The organism is Achromobacter sp., assembly GCF_050285565.1.
GTDB lineage: Bacteria > Pseudomonadota > Gammaproteobacteria > Burkholderiales > Burkholderiaceae_B > Achromobacter.
The window spans coordinates 407,917-422,208 of the sequence record NZ_JBLZXG010000003.1; the positions used below are offsets into that span (position 1 = coordinate 407,917).

A 14,292-nucleotide genomic window follows, 5' to 3' on the forward strand; every position below is an offset into this window, starting at 1 on the left:
GATGGCGGCGGGTCGATCCGGCCGCGCGCGAAGAATCGCGTTTGCGTTCGTGATGGCATCCGAATTGCGCCACACAGTATGATGCGCATCCCTAACTTGATAACAATCGGGATGGAGACATCATGCAACGCTTTACCCTGAACGCGCTGCGAGGCCTGGCCGCGCTGGCGCTGGTCCATGGCGCCGCCGCCGCGCAGGCCGCCGGCTATCCGGCCAAGCCCATCGTATTCATCGTGCCGTACACCGCCGGTGGCACCACCGACCTGGTGGCGCGCACCGCCGGCGCCAAGGTCGCCGAGAAGCTGGGCCAGCCCGTCATCGTCGAAAACCGCCCGGGCGCCGGCGGCAACATCGGCATGGACGCCGTGGCCAAGGCCGCGCCGGACGGCTACACCATCGGCTTCGGCGCCATCTCCACCAACGCGCTCAACCCCTTCGTCTATCCGTCGATGCCGTTCGATCCCACCAAGGACTTCACCGGCATCAGCATGCTGGGCGCATCCTCGGTGGTGCTGGAAACCGGCCCGGCGCTCAAGGTCGGCAGCGTCAAGGATCTGGTGGCCTACGCCAAGCAGCATCCGGGCACCGCCTTCGGCACGCCCGGCACGGGCACCTCGATGCATCTGGCCGGCGTGATGTTCGACCAGCTCACCGGCGCCGGCATGCAGCACATTCCCTACAAGGGCAGCGCGCAGGCGCTGAACGACCTGCTCGGCGGCCATCTGCCGCTCATGTTCGACAACCTGCCGGCCTCGCTGCCGCACATCAAGTCGGGCAAGGTTCAGGCCCTGGCCGTCACCGGCAGCAAGCGCGCGCCGGCGCTGCCCGATGTGCCCACGCTGGCCGAGCTGGGCTACGGCGCGGCGGTGGTCGATCCGTGGTTCGCGGTCTATGGCCCGGCCAAGCTGCCGCCGGAGGTCACGGCCGCGCTGAGCGAAGCGTTCCAGGCCGCGCTGGCGATGCCGGACGTCAAGGACAAGCTGGAGCAGGCCGGCTTCATGCCGTATGGCTCGACGCCCGCCGAGGTCGAGCGCCTGACGCGCAGCCAGCATGAGTCGTTCAAGGCGCTGTCGCAGAAGGTCAAACTGTCGGCCGATTAAGCGCCAACAAAGCGCCGACAAGCGCCAACGGGCTGTAGGCGTAGCGCGCGTCCGGCAGGCTGGGGCGCCTTCGCGCCAGCGCGGGCGCCAGGCCCGCGCGCCGCGTCCGCCCGCCGGCGCGGCGCCGAGCGCGTCAGCGGCCGCGGGCGAAGACCTGTTCGCGCTGCTCCACCAGCGCTTCACGGCGGATGAAGTCGCGCACGAAATCGTCGGCCGGGTGGTGGTGCAGGTTGTAGGGCGTGTCCCATTGGGCGATGCGCCCGCATGCCATCACGCCGATGCGGTCGGCAATGGCGAAGGCCTCGGCCTGGTTGTGGGTCACCAGGATCGCCGTGTGGCCGGTGGTTTTCAGGATCTCCCGTACTTCGAAGGCGAGGCGTTCGCGGGTGTCCACGTCCAGGTTGGAAAACGGTTCGTCCAGCAGCAGCAGGTCGGGCGAGGGCGCCAGGGCGCGCGCCAGCGCCACGCGCTGCTGCTGGCCCCCCGAGATCTCGTGCGGATAGCTGTTGGCGGCGTGCGCCAGGCCGACCAGCGTCAGCATTTCCTCGACGCGGCGGGCGCGCTCGGCGCGTTCCAGGCGGCGCAGGCCGAAGGCCACGTTCTGCGCCACCGACAGATGCGGAAACAGCGCGTAGTCCTGGAACATCATGCCGACGCGGCGCTTTTCCGGCGCCACCTGTTCGGTGGGCGAGGAGATGACGGCGCCATCGAGCAGGATGCGGCCGGCGCGCACCGGTTCGAAACCGGCGATGGCGCGCAGCACCGTGGTCTTGCCGCAGCCGGATTCGCCCAGCAGGCAGCCGATGTGGCCGGCCGGCAGGCCCAGCGTCAGGTCCTGCACCACGGGGCGCAGCCCCTTGGGCGTGTCGTAGCCCAGCGAGAGATGATCGAGTTCAAGCAGATCGGGCACGATGTTCAATGTCCCATTTTCAGATTGGTGCGGGCCAGCAGGATGACGGGCAGCAGGCCGGCCAGCACGATCGCCAGCGCGGCCACCGCGCCTTCTTCGTAGGTGCCGCGGGCCGCTTCGGCATAGAGCCAGGTGGCGAGCGTATCGAAGTTCATGGGCCGCAGCAGCAGCGTGGCCGGCAGTTCCTTCATGGCGTCGACGAACACCAGCAGGGCGCTGGCCGCCAGCGCCGGGCGCAGCAGCGGCAGGTGGACTCGCCGCAGCGTGCCGGCCGAGTTTTCGCCCAACAGCCGCGAGGCCTGTTCCAACGACGGCGGAATGCGGGCCAGGCCCGCTTCGAGCGCGCCGGTGGAGATGGCCAGAAAGCGGATGGCGTAGGCGCACACCAGGGCTGCCATCGACCCCATCAGGAACAGTCCGGTGCCGCCAAAGACCTTGGCCACGGCGGTGTCGATCCAGACGAAGGGAGTGAGCAGGCCGATGGCCAGCACGGTGCCGGGCACGGCATAGCCCAGGCTGGCGACGCGGGCGCAGGCGCGGCCCGGGTTGAAGCCGGCGCTCTCGCGCAGCGTGCGGCCGGCCCAGGCCACGATCAGGCCGCACAGCAGGGTGACGACGGTGGCGCTGAGGGCGACGATCAGGGTGTTGCCGAGTCCGTTGAGCAACTGGTCGGAGACCCCGCCCACCAGATGCAGGCGCTTGTAGGTTTCGACCACCAGATACAGCGCTGGCGCGGCGAAGCCGACGATCACCGGAATCCAGCCCAGCACCGCCGCCAGCAGCGCGGCCGCGCCGCGCAGCCGCCGCGGTTGCATCGGCCGCATGCGCTGGGTGTTGGCGTAGCGCTGGCGCTTGCGGCCGTGGCGTTCGAGCAGGATCAGGCCGATCACGATGGCCAGCATGGTCAGCGCGATCTGTGCGGCGCCGGCCAGGTCCGAGCGCGTCACCCAGGTGGTGTAGACGGAGACGGTCAGCGTCTGCACGCCCAGGAATTCCGAGGCGCCGATATCGTTCAGGGTTTCCAGCAGCGCCAGGCTGACGCCCACCACGATGGCCGGACGGGCCAGCGGCAGCGCCACGCGGAAGAACACGGCGTAGCGGCCCGCGCCCAATGTGCGCGCGGCTTCCAGGAGGCTGGCGGCCTGCGTCATGAACATGACGCGGGTGCTCAGGTACACGTAGGGATAGAGCACGAAGCCCAGCACGAAGATCGCGCCCTGGATCGAACGCAGATCCGGCAGGCGGAACTGGCGCGGGCTGTCGTAGCCCAGCAGCGCGCGGATGCCGCTCTGGATCGGGCCGATCGGGTGCAGCAGATCGAGGTAGGCGAAGGCGATGATGTAGGTGGGCACCGCCAGCGGCAGCAGCAGCGCCCAGGTCAGCGCGCGCCGCGACGGGAATTCGTAGGCCGTCACCAGCCAGGCCGAGCCGGTGCCGAGCAAGGTCACCAGCACGCCCACGCCGGCCAGTAGCGCGGCGGTGTTGGCCAGGGCCTGGGGCAGGACGTAGGTGGCCAGATGGCGCCAGTGCGACAGATCGCCGCCCAGCGCCCACCAGACCAGGGTCAGCACCGGCGCCAGCACCGCCAGGCCGATCAGGGCGGCGCCGGTCAGCCAGCCGGTGCCGCGTTCAGCCCAGCGCAAACGCAGCGGCCGGGACGGGGAATCTGTATGCATGCTTCAGAAGGATTACTGCGGGAAGGACGCCACGCGGGCGGCGCCTGTACTAGCGTCAAGGCCTGCCGTCGCGCTTGCCGGAGGTAGCCCGGCGGGCGAGGGCAGGCCTGAATGCCGCGAGACGACGCCCATGGGCGCCGCCCTGCCGCATTTTAGGTGGTTTCTAGTTGTCGAATCCGACCTTGTCCACCAGCTCGCTGGCTTGCTTGCGGTACTTGGCGATTTCGGTCAGGGGCAGGGGATCGACCTTCAGTTCGCCGAAGCTGGCGATGACGGGGTCGAGCTTGACGCCCTTGCGTACCGGGTATTCGTAGTTGGCCTGGGCGTACAGCGCCTGGGCCGGTTCGGAAACCAGGAAGTCGAGCAGCTTGACCGCGTTGGCCTTGTTCGGGGCGTGCGCCGCGACGGCCGCGCCGCTGACGTTGACGTGGGTGCCGCCGCTCTTTTCGTTGGCGAAGGTCGGCCGGATCACCTTGATGGCGTCGCCCCACTTGCGGGCATCGGTGCCGGGTTCGGCGTTCTTCATGTGGCCGACGTAGTAGGCGTTGGCCAGGCCGATGTCGCAGATGCCGCCCAGGATGTCGCGGGCCACGTCGCGGTCGCCGCCGGCGGCCTTGCGGGCCAGGTTGGCCTTGACGCCGCGCAGCCATTTTTCGGTGGCCTCGGCGCCGTCATGGGCGATCATGGAGGCGATCATGGCGGTGTTGTAGGGGTGCTGGCCCGAGCGGATGCAGACCTTGCCCTTCCATTTCGGATCGGCCAGGTCTTCGTAGCGGAAGGACGCCAGCTTCAGATCCTTTTCGACGTACAGCACGCGGTCGCGCAGCGACAGGGCGTACCATTTGCCGTCGGCGCCGCGCAGGTTGGCGGGGATCACCGATTCCAGCGTCTGCGACTTGATCGACTGCGTCACGCCGCCGTCCACCAGATCGAGCAGGTTGCCGATGTCGACGGTCATGAGGACGTCGGCGGGCGACTTGGCGCCTTCGGCCTTGACGCGCTCGAGCAGGCCATCCTTGACGAATACGGTGTTGACCTTGATGCCGCTTTCCTTGGTGAAGGCGTCCAGCAGCGGCTGGATCAGCTTCGGTTCGCGGGTGGTGTAGAGGCTGACTTCCTCGGCCGCGTGGGCGGGAACGGCGAAGGCGGCGGCGCCGGCCAGGGCCAGGGCGCGCAGCAGGGTGGTCATTTGGGGACGCATGGACATAGGGACTCCGGCAAAGCGGTCTGCTAACGAAAATGATTATCAAGTCAGAGCGGCACGATAACAGGAAGTTTTCTCGTATTCAACCAGATGTAAGACTTGAGATAAGACCGTTGATCCCCATCAATACGGCATAAGCGTATTACGGAATAATGAGAGCAGTTATCATCAAGTCCCTGTAGAATAGGGACAACCCTAATGCCGGGCGCGTCTTTCGTGCGCCGTGGCGAACCCCTCGCGGAACGAGCCGAGGCCGATGCGGATTCCCTGTCGTCCCCTTGTCCCGCCCTTACTAGATACGACATGGCTGCTTTCAATACCGAGCGCGTGCTGAGCGTGCACCACTGGAACGACACCCTGTTTTCCTTCACCACCACGCGTGACGCGGCCCTGCGGTTCCACAACGGCCACTTCGTCATGATCGGCCTGGAAGTCGAAGGCAAGCCGCTGCTGCGGGCCTACAGCATCGCCAGCGCCAACTACGAAGAAAACCTCGAATTCCTCAGCATCAAGGTGCAGAATGGCCCGCTGACCTCGCGCCTGCAGCACCTGAAGGAAGGCGACACCATCCTGGTCAGCCGCAAGCCGGTGGGCACCCTGGTGGTCGACGACCTCAAGCCGGGCAAGCACCTGTTCCTGTTCGGCACCGGCACCGGCCTGGCGCCCTTCATGAGCATCATCAAGGATCCCGACGTCTACGAGCGCTTCGACAAGGTCATCCTGGTGCACGGCGTGCGCTGGGTCAGCGAGCTGGCCTACGCCGATTTCATCGAAAACCAATTGCCCAACAACGAGTTCTTCGGCGACGTGGTGCGCGAGAAGCTGGTGTACTACCCGACCGTCACGCGCGAGCCGTTCCGCAACCAGGGCCGCATTACCGAGCTGATGGAAAGCGGCAAGCTGTGCGATGACATCGGCATCCCCCAGATCAACCCGGAAACCGACCGCGCCATGATCTGCGGCAGTCCGCATATGCTGGCCGATATCAGCGCCATGCTGGACAAACGCGGTTTCGTGGTGTCCCCGGGAGTCGGCCAACCGGGCGACTACGTAGTCGAGCGCGCCTTCGTCGACAAATAAATCTCGCGGTCGATCCGCCGCTGCAAAAAGCCCCGCCGCTCACAGCGACGGGGCTTTTTGTTTCTGGCGTCCCGCTAGGGCGGCGGGGCGGGGCGCGCGCAGGATCGCTCGGCCGGCGGATCGTCACTCGGGCTGGATGCCGGCCTTCTTGATGATGTCGCCCCACTTCTTCGACTCGGCTTGCTGGAACCGCGCCAGCTCATCGGGGGTGGAGGTGGCCGGGTCGGTGCCGGTCTGCGCATAGAACTGCTTGGCCGGGGCGCTCTGCGTGGCCTTGACCAGCAGCTCGTTCAGGCGCTTGACCACCTCCGGCGGCGTGCCGGCGGGCGCGTAGGCGGCGAACCAGTAGCCCATCTCGTAGCCCGGCACGCCGGACTCGGCGATGGTGGGCACGTCCGGCGCCAGCGGCGAGCGCGCCGTCCCGGTCACCCCCAGCGCCCGCAGTTTGCCCGACTTGACTTGCGGCAGACCGGTGGCGGTATCGGTGATCATCATGTCGATCTGGCCGCCGAGCAGGTCGGTGACGGCCAGCGGGTTGCTCTTGTAGGGTACGTGCAGCAGTTGCACGCCGGCCATCTGTTGCAGCAATTCACCGGCGATGCGGCTGCTGGAGCTGCCGCTGCCAAAGCTCAGCTTGCCCGGGGCCTGGCGCGCCTGCGCCAGGAAGTCGCCGACGGACTTGGCGGTTGAATTGGGATTGACCACCATGATCTGCCCGCCCTTGCCGAGCAGCGTGACGGGCGCGTAGTCCTTGACCGGCTGATAGGTCAGCGTCTTGTACAGGTGCTCGTTGGCGGCGTGGGTGGTGTTGGTGGTGATCAGCACGGTGTAGCCGTCGGGCGCCGCGCGGGCCGCGGTGGCGGCGCCGATCATGGCGCTGGCGCCGGGCTTGTTCTCGATCACGACGGCCTGGCCGGTCTGTTCCGTGACGCCCTGACCGATGGCGCGGCCGATCTGGTCGGTGGCGCTGCCGGCGGCAAACGGCACGATGAAGGTGACGGGCTTGGCCGGAAAGCCGCTGGCGGCGTTCTGGGCCAGGGCGGTCAGCGGCAAGGCCGCCAGCAGCAGGGCCAGCCGGCCCTTGAGGGGAAAGCGCATGGTGTGTCTCCTGGGTTGTACGTGTTGTTTTGTGGTGGGGCTGCGGGGTCAGGCCGGGGCGGGGCGGTCGCCCGGGATGTCGGGCAGGCGGGCGGCCAGCGCGGGGCTGACCGATACCGTCATGTCGAGCAAGCGGAAAGACAGGCTCTTGCCGTGCGCGTCGAGGTTGAGCGCGTCGTTGACGCCGCCATCGAGCACGCCGTCGAGCACGAAGTTCATGGCATGCAGGGTCGGCAGCAGGTAGCGTGTCACGCGGGCCGGGCGGCGGTAGGCGAACCAGGCGGCCACGCGCGCCTCGGTGACTTGCGCGGCCAGCACCGCATAGCATTCGGGGTCCCAGGCGATGAGGCTGAGATTGGAAATATCGCCCTTGTCGCCGGAACGGCTGTGGCCCAGGCGGTACAGGGGCACGGAAGTCAATGACAGGTTCATTGCGCGATCTCGTCCAGGAAACGCCAGCCGCTGTTCACGGCGTCGCGGGGGAGGGTGCAGGACACCATGTTCAGGCGCGGGCGCAGCGCGGTGCGCACGCCGCCGCCGCCGGCCGGGCCGCAGGTATAGAGGGCGGTGACCTCGCGCAGCACGCGTTCGGCCACGGCGCGGTCGGCGTGCTCGCCGGCCAGGCGCAGGCGCACGTCGCGGGCGTGTCCGTCGGGCAGCCCCAGGGACAAGGCGCCGGTGTCGTTATCGAGGATGCTGACGGCGCCGATCAGGTCGGCGCGCAGGCGCAGCGCCGATCCGAGCCGCTTGCGCACGATGTCGGCGGCCAGGCGGGCGCGGGCCTCGGCCTGCACGCCAGCGTAGGAGATCTCGGCCTCGGCCAGCCAGCCGCCGTGGTGGCAGACGTTGACCTTCAGTTCCGCCGGGCGCGCGTGGCCGGTGATGCCGCGCACGGCCACGCGGTCGCGTCCCAGTTGCTCGACGCGCGCCTGGCTCAGGTCGGCGATCACGTCCGGCGTCAGGTAGCGGGCCGGGTCGTGCACTTCGTACAGCAACTGTTCCTTGATCGTACGGGCGTCCACCGCGCCGCCGGTGCCGGCGGCCTTGCCGATGACGAACTCGCCCTCGGCGTCGATCTCGGCGATGGGGAAGCCGGCCGCGTGCACGTCCGGCACCTCTTTCAGGCCGGGCACGCAGAAATAGCCGCCGGTGACCTGCAGGCCGCATTCGAGCATGTGGCCGGCCATGGTGGCGCGGCCCAGGCGCGGCCAGTCATCCGGCTCCCAGCCGAAGTGGGCCAGCGCCGGGCCCAGCGTCAGTGACGGGTCGGCGACACGGCCGGCCACGACGATCTGCGCGCCCGCGGCCAGGGCTTGCGCGATTTCCCCGGCGCCCAGGTAGGCCGTGGCGCTGACCACCTCGACCCCGTCCAGCGCCGCGCCCAGGCGCTGGCGCAGCAGGTCGCGCTGGGCCGGCGTGTCGAGCGCGTCGCCATGGATCACGGCGATGCGCGGCGCCGGCAGACCCTGTTGCGCGGCCAGCTCGGCGATGCGGCGCGCGGCGCCCACCGGGTTGGCGGCGCCGAAGTTGCTGACGATGGCGATGCCGTGGCGCAGGCAGTCCGCCAGCACCGGCGCCACCAGTTCGTCCAACAGCGGCTCGTAGCCCTGGCGCGGGTCGGCATTGCGCGCCAACTGCGCCAGCGCCAGGGTGCGTTCGGCCAGGGTTTCGAAGATCAGCGTGCCGCCGCCCCGGGCGGCCAGCGTACGCACCACGGCGGCGGCGCCGTCACTGCGGTCGCCGGAAAAGCCGGAGGCGCAACCGATGAGCAGGGGAGAGGAAGGCATAAGTGTCGCGTTGGGGGAAGCTGGCGCCCACTATAGGCAGCGTCCGATCATCCGTAAAATAGAAATATCGGATCAATTAATCCAGAAAAGCCATGAATCTATCCGCCCGGCAATTGCGCGCTTTCGTGGCCCTGGCCGACGAACGGCACTTCACCCGCGCTGCCCAGCGCTGCCACCTGACGCAGCCGGCCTTCAGCGCGCTGATCCGTCAACTGGAAGACAGCGCCGGCCTGCGGCTGTTCGACCGCAATACCCGCAACGTCGAATTGACCGCCGAAGGGCGGGTGCTGGACGCCTCGGCGCGCCGCCTGCTGGCCGACATGGATCTGGTGATGGAGGACCTGCGCGACCACGCCGCGCGGCGCCGCGGCCGGGTGGCGCTGGCCGCGCTGCCATCGCTGGCGGCGGGCTGGCTGCCGCCCTTGCTGGCGCGTTTCCGCGCCGCGCACCCGGGCATCGCGGTGGACCTGCGCGACGCCTTGCTCGATCCCTGCCTGGACCTGGTGCGCGACGGCCAGGTGGACTTCGCGGTGGCTTCGCGGCGGCCCGACATGAGCGACCTGGACAGCGAATTCCTGCACGCCGACCGTTATTTCCTGGTGTGCCGCGCCGACCACCCGCTGGCGGCGATGGCGCGGGTGCGTCTGCGCGACGTGGCGCGGCATCCGGTGATTCAGTTGGCGCGCAACAGCAGCGTGCGCAAGCACCTGGACGCGGCCTTTGGCCCGGATGCGCCGGCGCCGGTGTTCGAAGTCGAGCACCTGGCCACCGTCACCGGACTGGTGCGGGCCGGGCTGGGCGTGGCCGTGGTGCCGGCGATGACGCTGTTCCATTTTGGCGGCCCCGATCTGCGCATCGTGCCGCTGGCGGGCAAGGCGCTGTTGCGGCCGCTCTACCTGGTGTGGCGCCAGGGGCGCAGCCTGCCGCTGGCGGCGCAGGCGCTGTACGACCTGCTATGGGCCCGCCGCGCCGAGATCGGCGCGACCGTTTCATGACCGGGCGCATTGCCGGGCGATGAAGTGTGGGTAACATTGAAGACTCGGGTGGGTTCGCGGGAGTCTTTCGCAAAACCCTATTGCCGATTAAAATCCGATAGTTGTAGCTATCCGTCACCAGAAGGATTCCGCTCATGAGCAAGCAAATCATCCATACCGACGCCGCGCCCGCCGCCGTCGGCCCTTACTCGCAAGCGGTTGCCGTCAGCGGCACCAAGACCGTCTACCTGTCGGGCCAGATCGGCCTGGAGCCCGGCACCGGCGACCTGGTTTCCGAGAATTTCGATGCCCAGGTGCGCCAGGCATTCGCCAACATGACGGCGGTGGTCGAGGCCGCCGGCGGCACGCTGGACAACGTCGTCAAACTGACGCTGTTCCTGACCGACCTGGGCAAGTTCACCGCCGCCAACGCCATCATGGCCGAGCTGATTCCGCAGCCGTTCCCGGCCCGTTCGACGGTCGGCGTGGCCAGCCTGCCCAAGGGCGCGCAGTTCGAAGTCGAGGCGGTCCTGGTTCTGTAAGGCCGCCACGCGTCTTTCCCCCGGGGTTGATCCCACATGCCGGCCGCGGCCGTGGCTACCAAGCGATCCGGCGCCGATCCCAAAGGCGCCGGCAAAGCCATGACGGATACGGAGCGCAAGCTGCGTAATCTGGGGCTGGTGCTGCCCGAGGATTTCGTGCTGCACCTGCCGCTGCGCTACGAGGACGAAACCCGGGTCATCCCTATCAGCCAGTTGCGGCCCGGCTTTGCCGGCCAGGTCGAAGGCGAGATCACCAAATCCGAAGTGCTGTACCGGCCGCGCCGCCAGCTCACCGCGACGTTGGCGGACGACAGCGGCGAACTGCAATTGCGTTGGCTCAATTTCTATCCCAGCCAGCAAAAGCAGGTCAGCGTCGGCCGGCGGCTGCGCGCGCGCGGCGAAGTGCGCGGCGGACTGTTCGGGCGCGAGATGGTGCATCCGCGCCTGACCAACGCCGATGCGCCGCTGCCCACCGCCCTGACGCCCGTCTATCCCAGTACCGAGGGCCTGCCGCAACTGACCTTGCGGCGTGCCATCGCCCAGGCGCTCGATCGCGCCGACCTGTCCGACACCTTGCCCCCGCAAGCGCTGGCGCGCTATGACCTGCCGCCGTTCGCGCCGGCCATCCGCGCGTTGCACACGCCCGCGCAGGGAGAATCGGAGGCGGCGCTGCTGGAGCGGGTGCACCCGGCCTGGCGCCGCATCAAGTTCGATGAGCTGCTGGCGCAGCAGTTGTCGCTGGCGGCCGCGCGCGCCGCGCGCCGCGTCAAGCAGGCCGAGCCGCTGCCGCCGCGCGACGAACCGGGCGGCCTGGTGGAGCGGCTGTATCAGGCATTGCCCTTCAAGCTGACCGGCGCGCAGCAGCGGGTGGTGGCCGAGATCTCGGCCGACCTGGCGCGGCCGTATCCGATGCACCGTTTGCTGCAGGGCGACGTCGGCAGCGGCAAGACCGTGGTCGCCGCCATTGCCGCGGCCCAGGCCATCGCCGGTGGCGCCCAGGTGGCGCTGATGGCGCCCACCGAAATCCTGGCCGAACAGCATTTCCGCAAACTGGTGTCGTGGCTGCAGCCGCTGGGCGTGAACGTCGCCTGGTTGAGCGGCAGCCTGACGGCCAAGGCGCGGCGCGCGGCCGCCGCCGCGGCCGCCGATGGCAGCGTGCAACTGGTGGTGGGCACGCAGGCGCTGATCCAGGATCACGTCGAATTCCGCCGCCTGGGCCTGTCCATCGTCGACGAGCAGCACCGTTTCGGCGTCGGCCAGCGGCTGGCGCTGACGCGCAAGGGCGAAACCGTGCGCGGCCGCATCGTGCCGCACCAGCTCAACATGAGCGCCACGCCGATCCCGCGCACGCTGGCCATGACCTTCTTCGCCGACCTGGACGTGTCGGTGATCGACGAACTGCCGCCCGGCCGCACGCCGGTGCTGACCAAGTTGGTGTCGGACGCGCGCCGCGAGGAAGTCATCGCGCATATCGCGCAGGCCGCGCGCGGCGGCCAACAGGCCTATTGGGTCTGTCCGCTGGTCGAGGAAAGCGAGGCGCTGGAGTTGCAGACGGCGGTCGATACCTACGAAGGCATGCGCGTCGATCTGCCGGATCTGCGCATCGGCCTGGTGCACGGCCGCCTGCCGCAGGCCGAGAAGGCCGCGGTGATGCAGGCTTTCCGCGACGGCGAGATCGACCTGCTGGTAGCCACCACCGTGATCGAGGTCGGGGTGGACGTGCCCAATGCCTCGCTGATGGTCATTGAACACGCCGAACGTTTCGGCCTGGCGCAACTGCACCAGCTGCGCGGCCGGGTGGGACGCGGCACCGCCGAATCGGTCTGCGTGCTGCTTTACCAGACGCCGTTGTCGCAGGTGGCGCGCGAGCGGCTGCGCGCCATGTTCGAAACCTCGGACGGCTTCGAGATCGCGCGGCGCGACCTGGAACTGCGCGGCCCGGGCGAATTCCTGGGCACGCGCCAGTCCGGCATGGCGCTGCTGCGCTTTGCCGACCTGGAAACCGATGCCGAGATCGCCGAGCAGGCGCGCGATGCCGCGGTCTGGCTGCGCGCCGAACATCCCGCCGCCGTCCAGGCGCACCTGGACCGCTGGATGCGGGGCCGGGAAGACTTCCTGCGAACCTAGCGGATGGGCTTTCTCATGACTTTCCCAATTTCCTGCGCCGCCCGCCGGGCCGGCGCGCAACTCCCGGGGGCGTAGTCCACCATGACTCTGACCGAACTCAAATACATCGTGGCCGTGGCCCGCGAGCGCCATTTCGGCCGGGCGGCGGAGGCCTGTTTCGTCAGCCAGCCCACGTTGTCGGTGGCGATCCGCAAGCTCGAGGACGAGCTCGGCGTGACGTTGTTCGAGCGCGGCGGCGCCGAGGTCGGCGTGACGCCCATCGGCCAGCGCATTGTGGCCCAGGCCCAGAAGGTGCTGGAGGAAAGCGCCAGCATCAAGGAGATCGCGCGCCAGGGGCATGATCCGCTGGCCGGGCCGTTGCGGGTCGGCGTGATCCACACCATCGGCCCGTACCTGCTGCCGCGCCTGGTGCCGGTGCAGATCGGCCGCACGCCGCAGATGCCGTTGCTGTTGCAGGAGAATTTCACCGTGCGCCTGGTGGAACTGCTGCGCCAGGGCGAGATCGACTGTGCCATCATGGCGCTGCCGCTGCCGGAAGCGGGGCTGGTGATGCAGCCGCTGTACGACGAGCCGTTCGTGGTGGCGGTGCCGCAGGATCATGAACTGGCGCAGCGCGAGTCGATCGACGCGCAGGATCTGAAGCAGCAGACCATGCTGCTGCTGGGCAGTGGCCACTGTTTCCGCGACCAGGTGCTGGAGGTGTGCCCGGAGCTGTCGCGTTTCTCGGCGGCCAGCGACGGCATCCAGCGCACGTTCGAGGGTTCTTCGCTGGAAACCATCCGCCACATGGTGGCGGCCGGCATCGGCGTGACGGTGCTGCCGGTGACGGCGGTGCCGGAGCAGCCGCCCGCCAACAGCCTGCTGCGCTATCTGCCGTTCGAAGGCCATGTGCCGGAGCGCCGCGTGGTGCTGGCCTGGCGCCGCAGCTTTCCACGCCTGGCGGCAATCGAGGCGCTGGCCCAGGCAGTGTACGAATGCGACCTGCCGGGCGTGCGGATGCTGTCGGACGAAGCGGCGGCCGTGCAGGACTGAAAATGCGGGCGCGTTTGCGCCCGATCAAGCCGCGGCGCGCGCGCCGGCGCCTGCGCCGGTTTGGCGTGACCGCGGTGTTATCCTCGTTTTGTCTACCCACAACCCCACAGGGAGCTAGCAATGGCAAAGTCCTCCAAGAAGACCCCCAGCGTTCCGCGCATCAACATCGGCATTTCGGACAAGGACCGCGCCGCCGTCGCCGGCGAGCTGTCCAAGCTGCTGGCCGATTCGTACACCTTGTACCTGATGACGCACAACTTCCACTGGAACGTGACCGGGCCGATGTTCAACACGTTGCACCTGATGTTCATGACCCAGTACACGGAATCGTGGAACGCCCTGGACAGCATCGCCGAGCGTATCCGCGCCCTGGGCCACTACGCGCCGGGCACGTACCGCGAGTACGCCAAGCTGTCGTCCATCGCCGAGCCGGACACCGTGCCGGAAGCGCTTGAAATGGTGCGCCTGCTGGTCAGCGCTAATGAGTCGGTCGCCAAGACCGCCCGGGCCGCCTTCGAGAAGGCCGACGCCGCCAATGACCAGCCCACCGCCGACCTGCTGACGCAGCGCCTGGACGTGCACGAAAAGAACGCCTGGATGCTGCGCAGCCTGTTGCAGTAAGCGCCGCCGACACTGCGCCGGCAATCGGCGCAGTGCCGCTGGCGCGACCCGCCACGCCAGCGGCGCGTTGCCGTCCGGGTGTCTTTTTTTCTGTAGTTATTAGTTGCTGAATCGATGCATGCATGCGTCCGCAATCCCCGC

General features: G+C 68.5%; 13 protein-coding genes. 7 read left to right on the forward strand and 6 right to left on the reverse strand.

The features are described from left to right. Nucleotides 1-122 precede the first annotated feature (122 nt). The gene (locus ACN6O8_RS07850) at nt 123-1,100 is read left to right on the forward strand and encodes a Bug family tripartite tricarboxylate transporter substrate binding protein (RefSeq protein ID WP_427990493.1); all 978 of its coding nucleotides are present in this window, start codon (nt 123-125) and stop codon (nt 1,098-1,100) included. A gap of 133 nt (nt 1,101-1,233) precedes the next feature. On the opposite strand, the gene ACN6O8_RS07855 is transcribed toward ACN6O8_RS07850, so the two are convergent. The 3 genes from ACN6O8_RS07855 to ACN6O8_RS07865 all read right to left on the reverse strand — a co-directional run bounded on the left by ACN6O8_RS07855 (nt 1,234) and on the right by ACN6O8_RS07865 (nt 4,893). Continuing rightward, nucleotides 1,234-2,010 (reverse strand): ABC transporter ATP-binding protein, encoded by a 777-nt coding sequence (locus tag ACN6O8_RS07855; RefSeq protein WP_427990494.1) that lies wholly within the window; start codon nt 2,008-2,010, stop codon nt 1,234-1,236. Between the two features lie 5 nt (nt 2,011-2,015). Next, nucleotides 2,016-3,686: an ABC transporter permease gene (locus ACN6O8_RS07860; RefSeq protein WP_427990495.1), complete on the reverse strand. Its 1,671-nt coding sequence runs from the start codon at nt 3,684-3,686 to the stop codon at nt 2,016-2,018. A gap of 163 nt (nt 3,687-3,849) precedes the next feature. Next, nucleotides 3,850-4,893 carry a Fe(3+) ABC transporter substrate-binding protein gene (locus ACN6O8_RS07865; RefSeq protein WP_427990496.1) on the reverse strand — a complete coding sequence of 348 codons (1,044 nt, stop codon included), beginning with the start codon at nt 4,891-4,893 and terminating at the stop codon, nt 3,850-3,852. A gap of 300 nt (nt 4,894-5,193) precedes the next feature. Here ACN6O8_RS07865 and ACN6O8_RS07870 point away from each other — a divergent pair, with 300 nt between their 5' ends. Further along, nucleotides 5,194-5,970: a ferredoxin--NADP reductase gene (locus ACN6O8_RS07870; RefSeq protein ID WP_427990497.1), complete on the forward strand. Its 777-nt coding sequence runs from the start codon at nt 5,194-5,196 to the stop codon at nt 5,968-5,970. A 123-nt stretch (nt 5,971-6,093) separates the two neighbouring features. On the opposite strand, the gene ACN6O8_RS07875 is transcribed toward ACN6O8_RS07870, so the two are convergent. Genes ACN6O8_RS07875 through ACN6O8_RS07885 form a run of 3 tightly spaced genes read right to left on the reverse strand, consistent with a single transcriptional unit; the run spans nt 6,094 to nt 8,855 of the window. Next, entirely contained in the window at nt 6,094-7,068 is a 975-nt protein-coding gene (locus ACN6O8_RS07875) for a Bug family tripartite tricarboxylate transporter substrate binding protein (RefSeq protein WP_427990498.1), read from the reverse strand. 48 nt (nt 7,069-7,116) lie between these two features. Continuing rightward, nucleotides 7,117-7,500, reverse strand: coding sequence for an AtuA-related protein (locus ACN6O8_RS07880; RefSeq protein ID WP_427990499.1), 384 nt, complete (start codon nt 7,498-7,500; stop codon nt 7,117-7,119). After that, nucleotides 7,497-8,855, reverse strand: a complete 1,359-nt coding sequence (locus ACN6O8_RS07885) for an acyclic terpene utilization AtuA family protein (protein ID WP_427990500.1) — start codon at nt 8,853-8,855, stop codon at nt 7,497-7,499. The genes ACN6O8_RS07880 and ACN6O8_RS07885 overlap by 4 nt, the downstream gene beginning before the upstream one ends. A gap of 92 nt (nt 8,856-8,947) precedes the next feature. Here ACN6O8_RS07885 and ACN6O8_RS07890 point away from each other — a divergent pair, with 92 nt between their 5' ends. The 5 genes from ACN6O8_RS07890 to ACN6O8_RS07910 all read left to right on the forward strand — a co-directional run bounded on the left by ACN6O8_RS07890 (nt 8,948) and on the right by ACN6O8_RS07910 (nt 14,151). Next, a complete protein-coding gene (locus tag ACN6O8_RS07890; protein ID WP_427990501.1) occupies nt 8,948-9,850 on the forward strand; it encodes a LysR family transcriptional regulator in 903 nt (300 codons plus the stop codon). Nucleotides 9,851-9,984: 134 nt separating this feature from the next. Further along, nucleotides 9,985-10,371: a Rid family detoxifying hydrolase gene (locus ACN6O8_RS07895; protein ID WP_427990502.1), complete on the forward strand. Its 387-nt coding sequence runs from the start codon at nt 9,985-9,987 to the stop codon at nt 10,369-10,371. Between the two features lie 36 nt (nt 10,372-10,407). Continuing rightward, entirely contained in the window at nt 10,408-12,498 is a 2,091-nt protein-coding gene (gene recG / locus ACN6O8_RS07900; protein WP_427990503.1) for an ATP-dependent DNA helicase RecG, read from the forward strand. Nucleotides 12,499-12,579: 81 nt separating this feature from the next. After that, the gene (locus ACN6O8_RS07905; protein WP_427990504.1) at nt 12,580-13,530 is read left to right on the forward strand and encodes a LysR substrate-binding domain-containing protein; all 951 of its coding nucleotides are present in this window, start codon (nt 12,580-12,582) and stop codon (nt 13,528-13,530) included. Nucleotides 13,531-13,650: 120 nt separating this feature from the next. Continuing rightward, nucleotides 13,651-14,151, forward strand: a complete 501-nt coding sequence (locus tag ACN6O8_RS07910; RefSeq protein ID WP_427990505.1) for a Dps family protein — start codon at nt 13,651-13,653, stop codon at nt 14,149-14,151. The last annotated feature ends 141 nt before the right edge of the window (nt 14,152-14,292 follow it).

What these genes read in the sequence shown, in the direction of transcription:
- ACN6O8_RS07865 (WP_427990496.1), bottom strand. Translation starts at nt 4,893, where the DNA reads ATGTCCATGCGTCCCCAAATGACCACCCTGCTGCGCGCCCTGGCCCTG.
- ACN6O8_RS07895 (WP_427990502.1), top strand. Translation starts at nt 9,985, where the DNA reads ATGAGCAAGCAAATCATCCATACCGACGCCGCGCCCGCCGCCGTCGGC.
- ACN6O8_RS07890 (WP_427990501.1), top strand. Translation starts at nt 8,948, where the DNA reads ATGAATCTATCCGCCCGGCAATTGCGCGCTTTCGTGGCCCTGGCCGAC.
- ACN6O8_RS07875 (WP_427990498.1), bottom strand. Translation starts at nt 7,068, where the DNA reads ATGCGCTTTCCCCTCAAGGGCCGGCTGGCCCTGCTGCTGGCGGCCTTG.
- ACN6O8_RS07880 (WP_427990499.1), bottom strand. Translation starts at nt 7,500, where the DNA reads ATGAACCTGTCATTGACTTCCGTGCCCCTGTACCGCCTGGGCCACAGC.
- ACN6O8_RS07885 (WP_427990500.1), bottom strand. Translation starts at nt 8,855, where the DNA reads ATGCCTTCCTCTCCCCTGCTCATCGGTTGCGCCTCCGGCTTTTCCGGC.
- recG (WP_427990503.1), top strand. Translation starts at nt 10,408, where the DNA reads ATGCCGGCCGCGGCCGTGGCTACCAAGCGATCCGGCGCCGATCCCAAA.
- ACN6O8_RS07850 (WP_427990493.1), top strand. Translation starts at nt 123, where the DNA reads ATGCAACGCTTTACCCTGAACGCGCTGCGAGGCCTGGCCGCGCTGGCG.
- ACN6O8_RS07860 (WP_427990495.1), bottom strand. Translation starts at nt 3,686, where the DNA reads ATGCATACAGATTCCCCGTCCCGGCCGCTGCGTTTGCGCTGGGCTGAA.
- ACN6O8_RS07905 (WP_427990504.1), top strand. Translation starts at nt 12,580, where the DNA reads ATGACTCTGACCGAACTCAAATACATCGTGGCCGTGGCCCGCGAGCGC.
- ACN6O8_RS07910 (WP_427990505.1), top strand. Translation starts at nt 13,651, where the DNA reads ATGGCAAAGTCCTCCAAGAAGACCCCCAGCGTTCCGCGCATCAACATC.
- ACN6O8_RS07870 (WP_427990497.1), top strand. Translation starts at nt 5,194, where the DNA reads ATGGCTGCTTTCAATACCGAGCGCGTGCTGAGCGTGCACCACTGGAAC.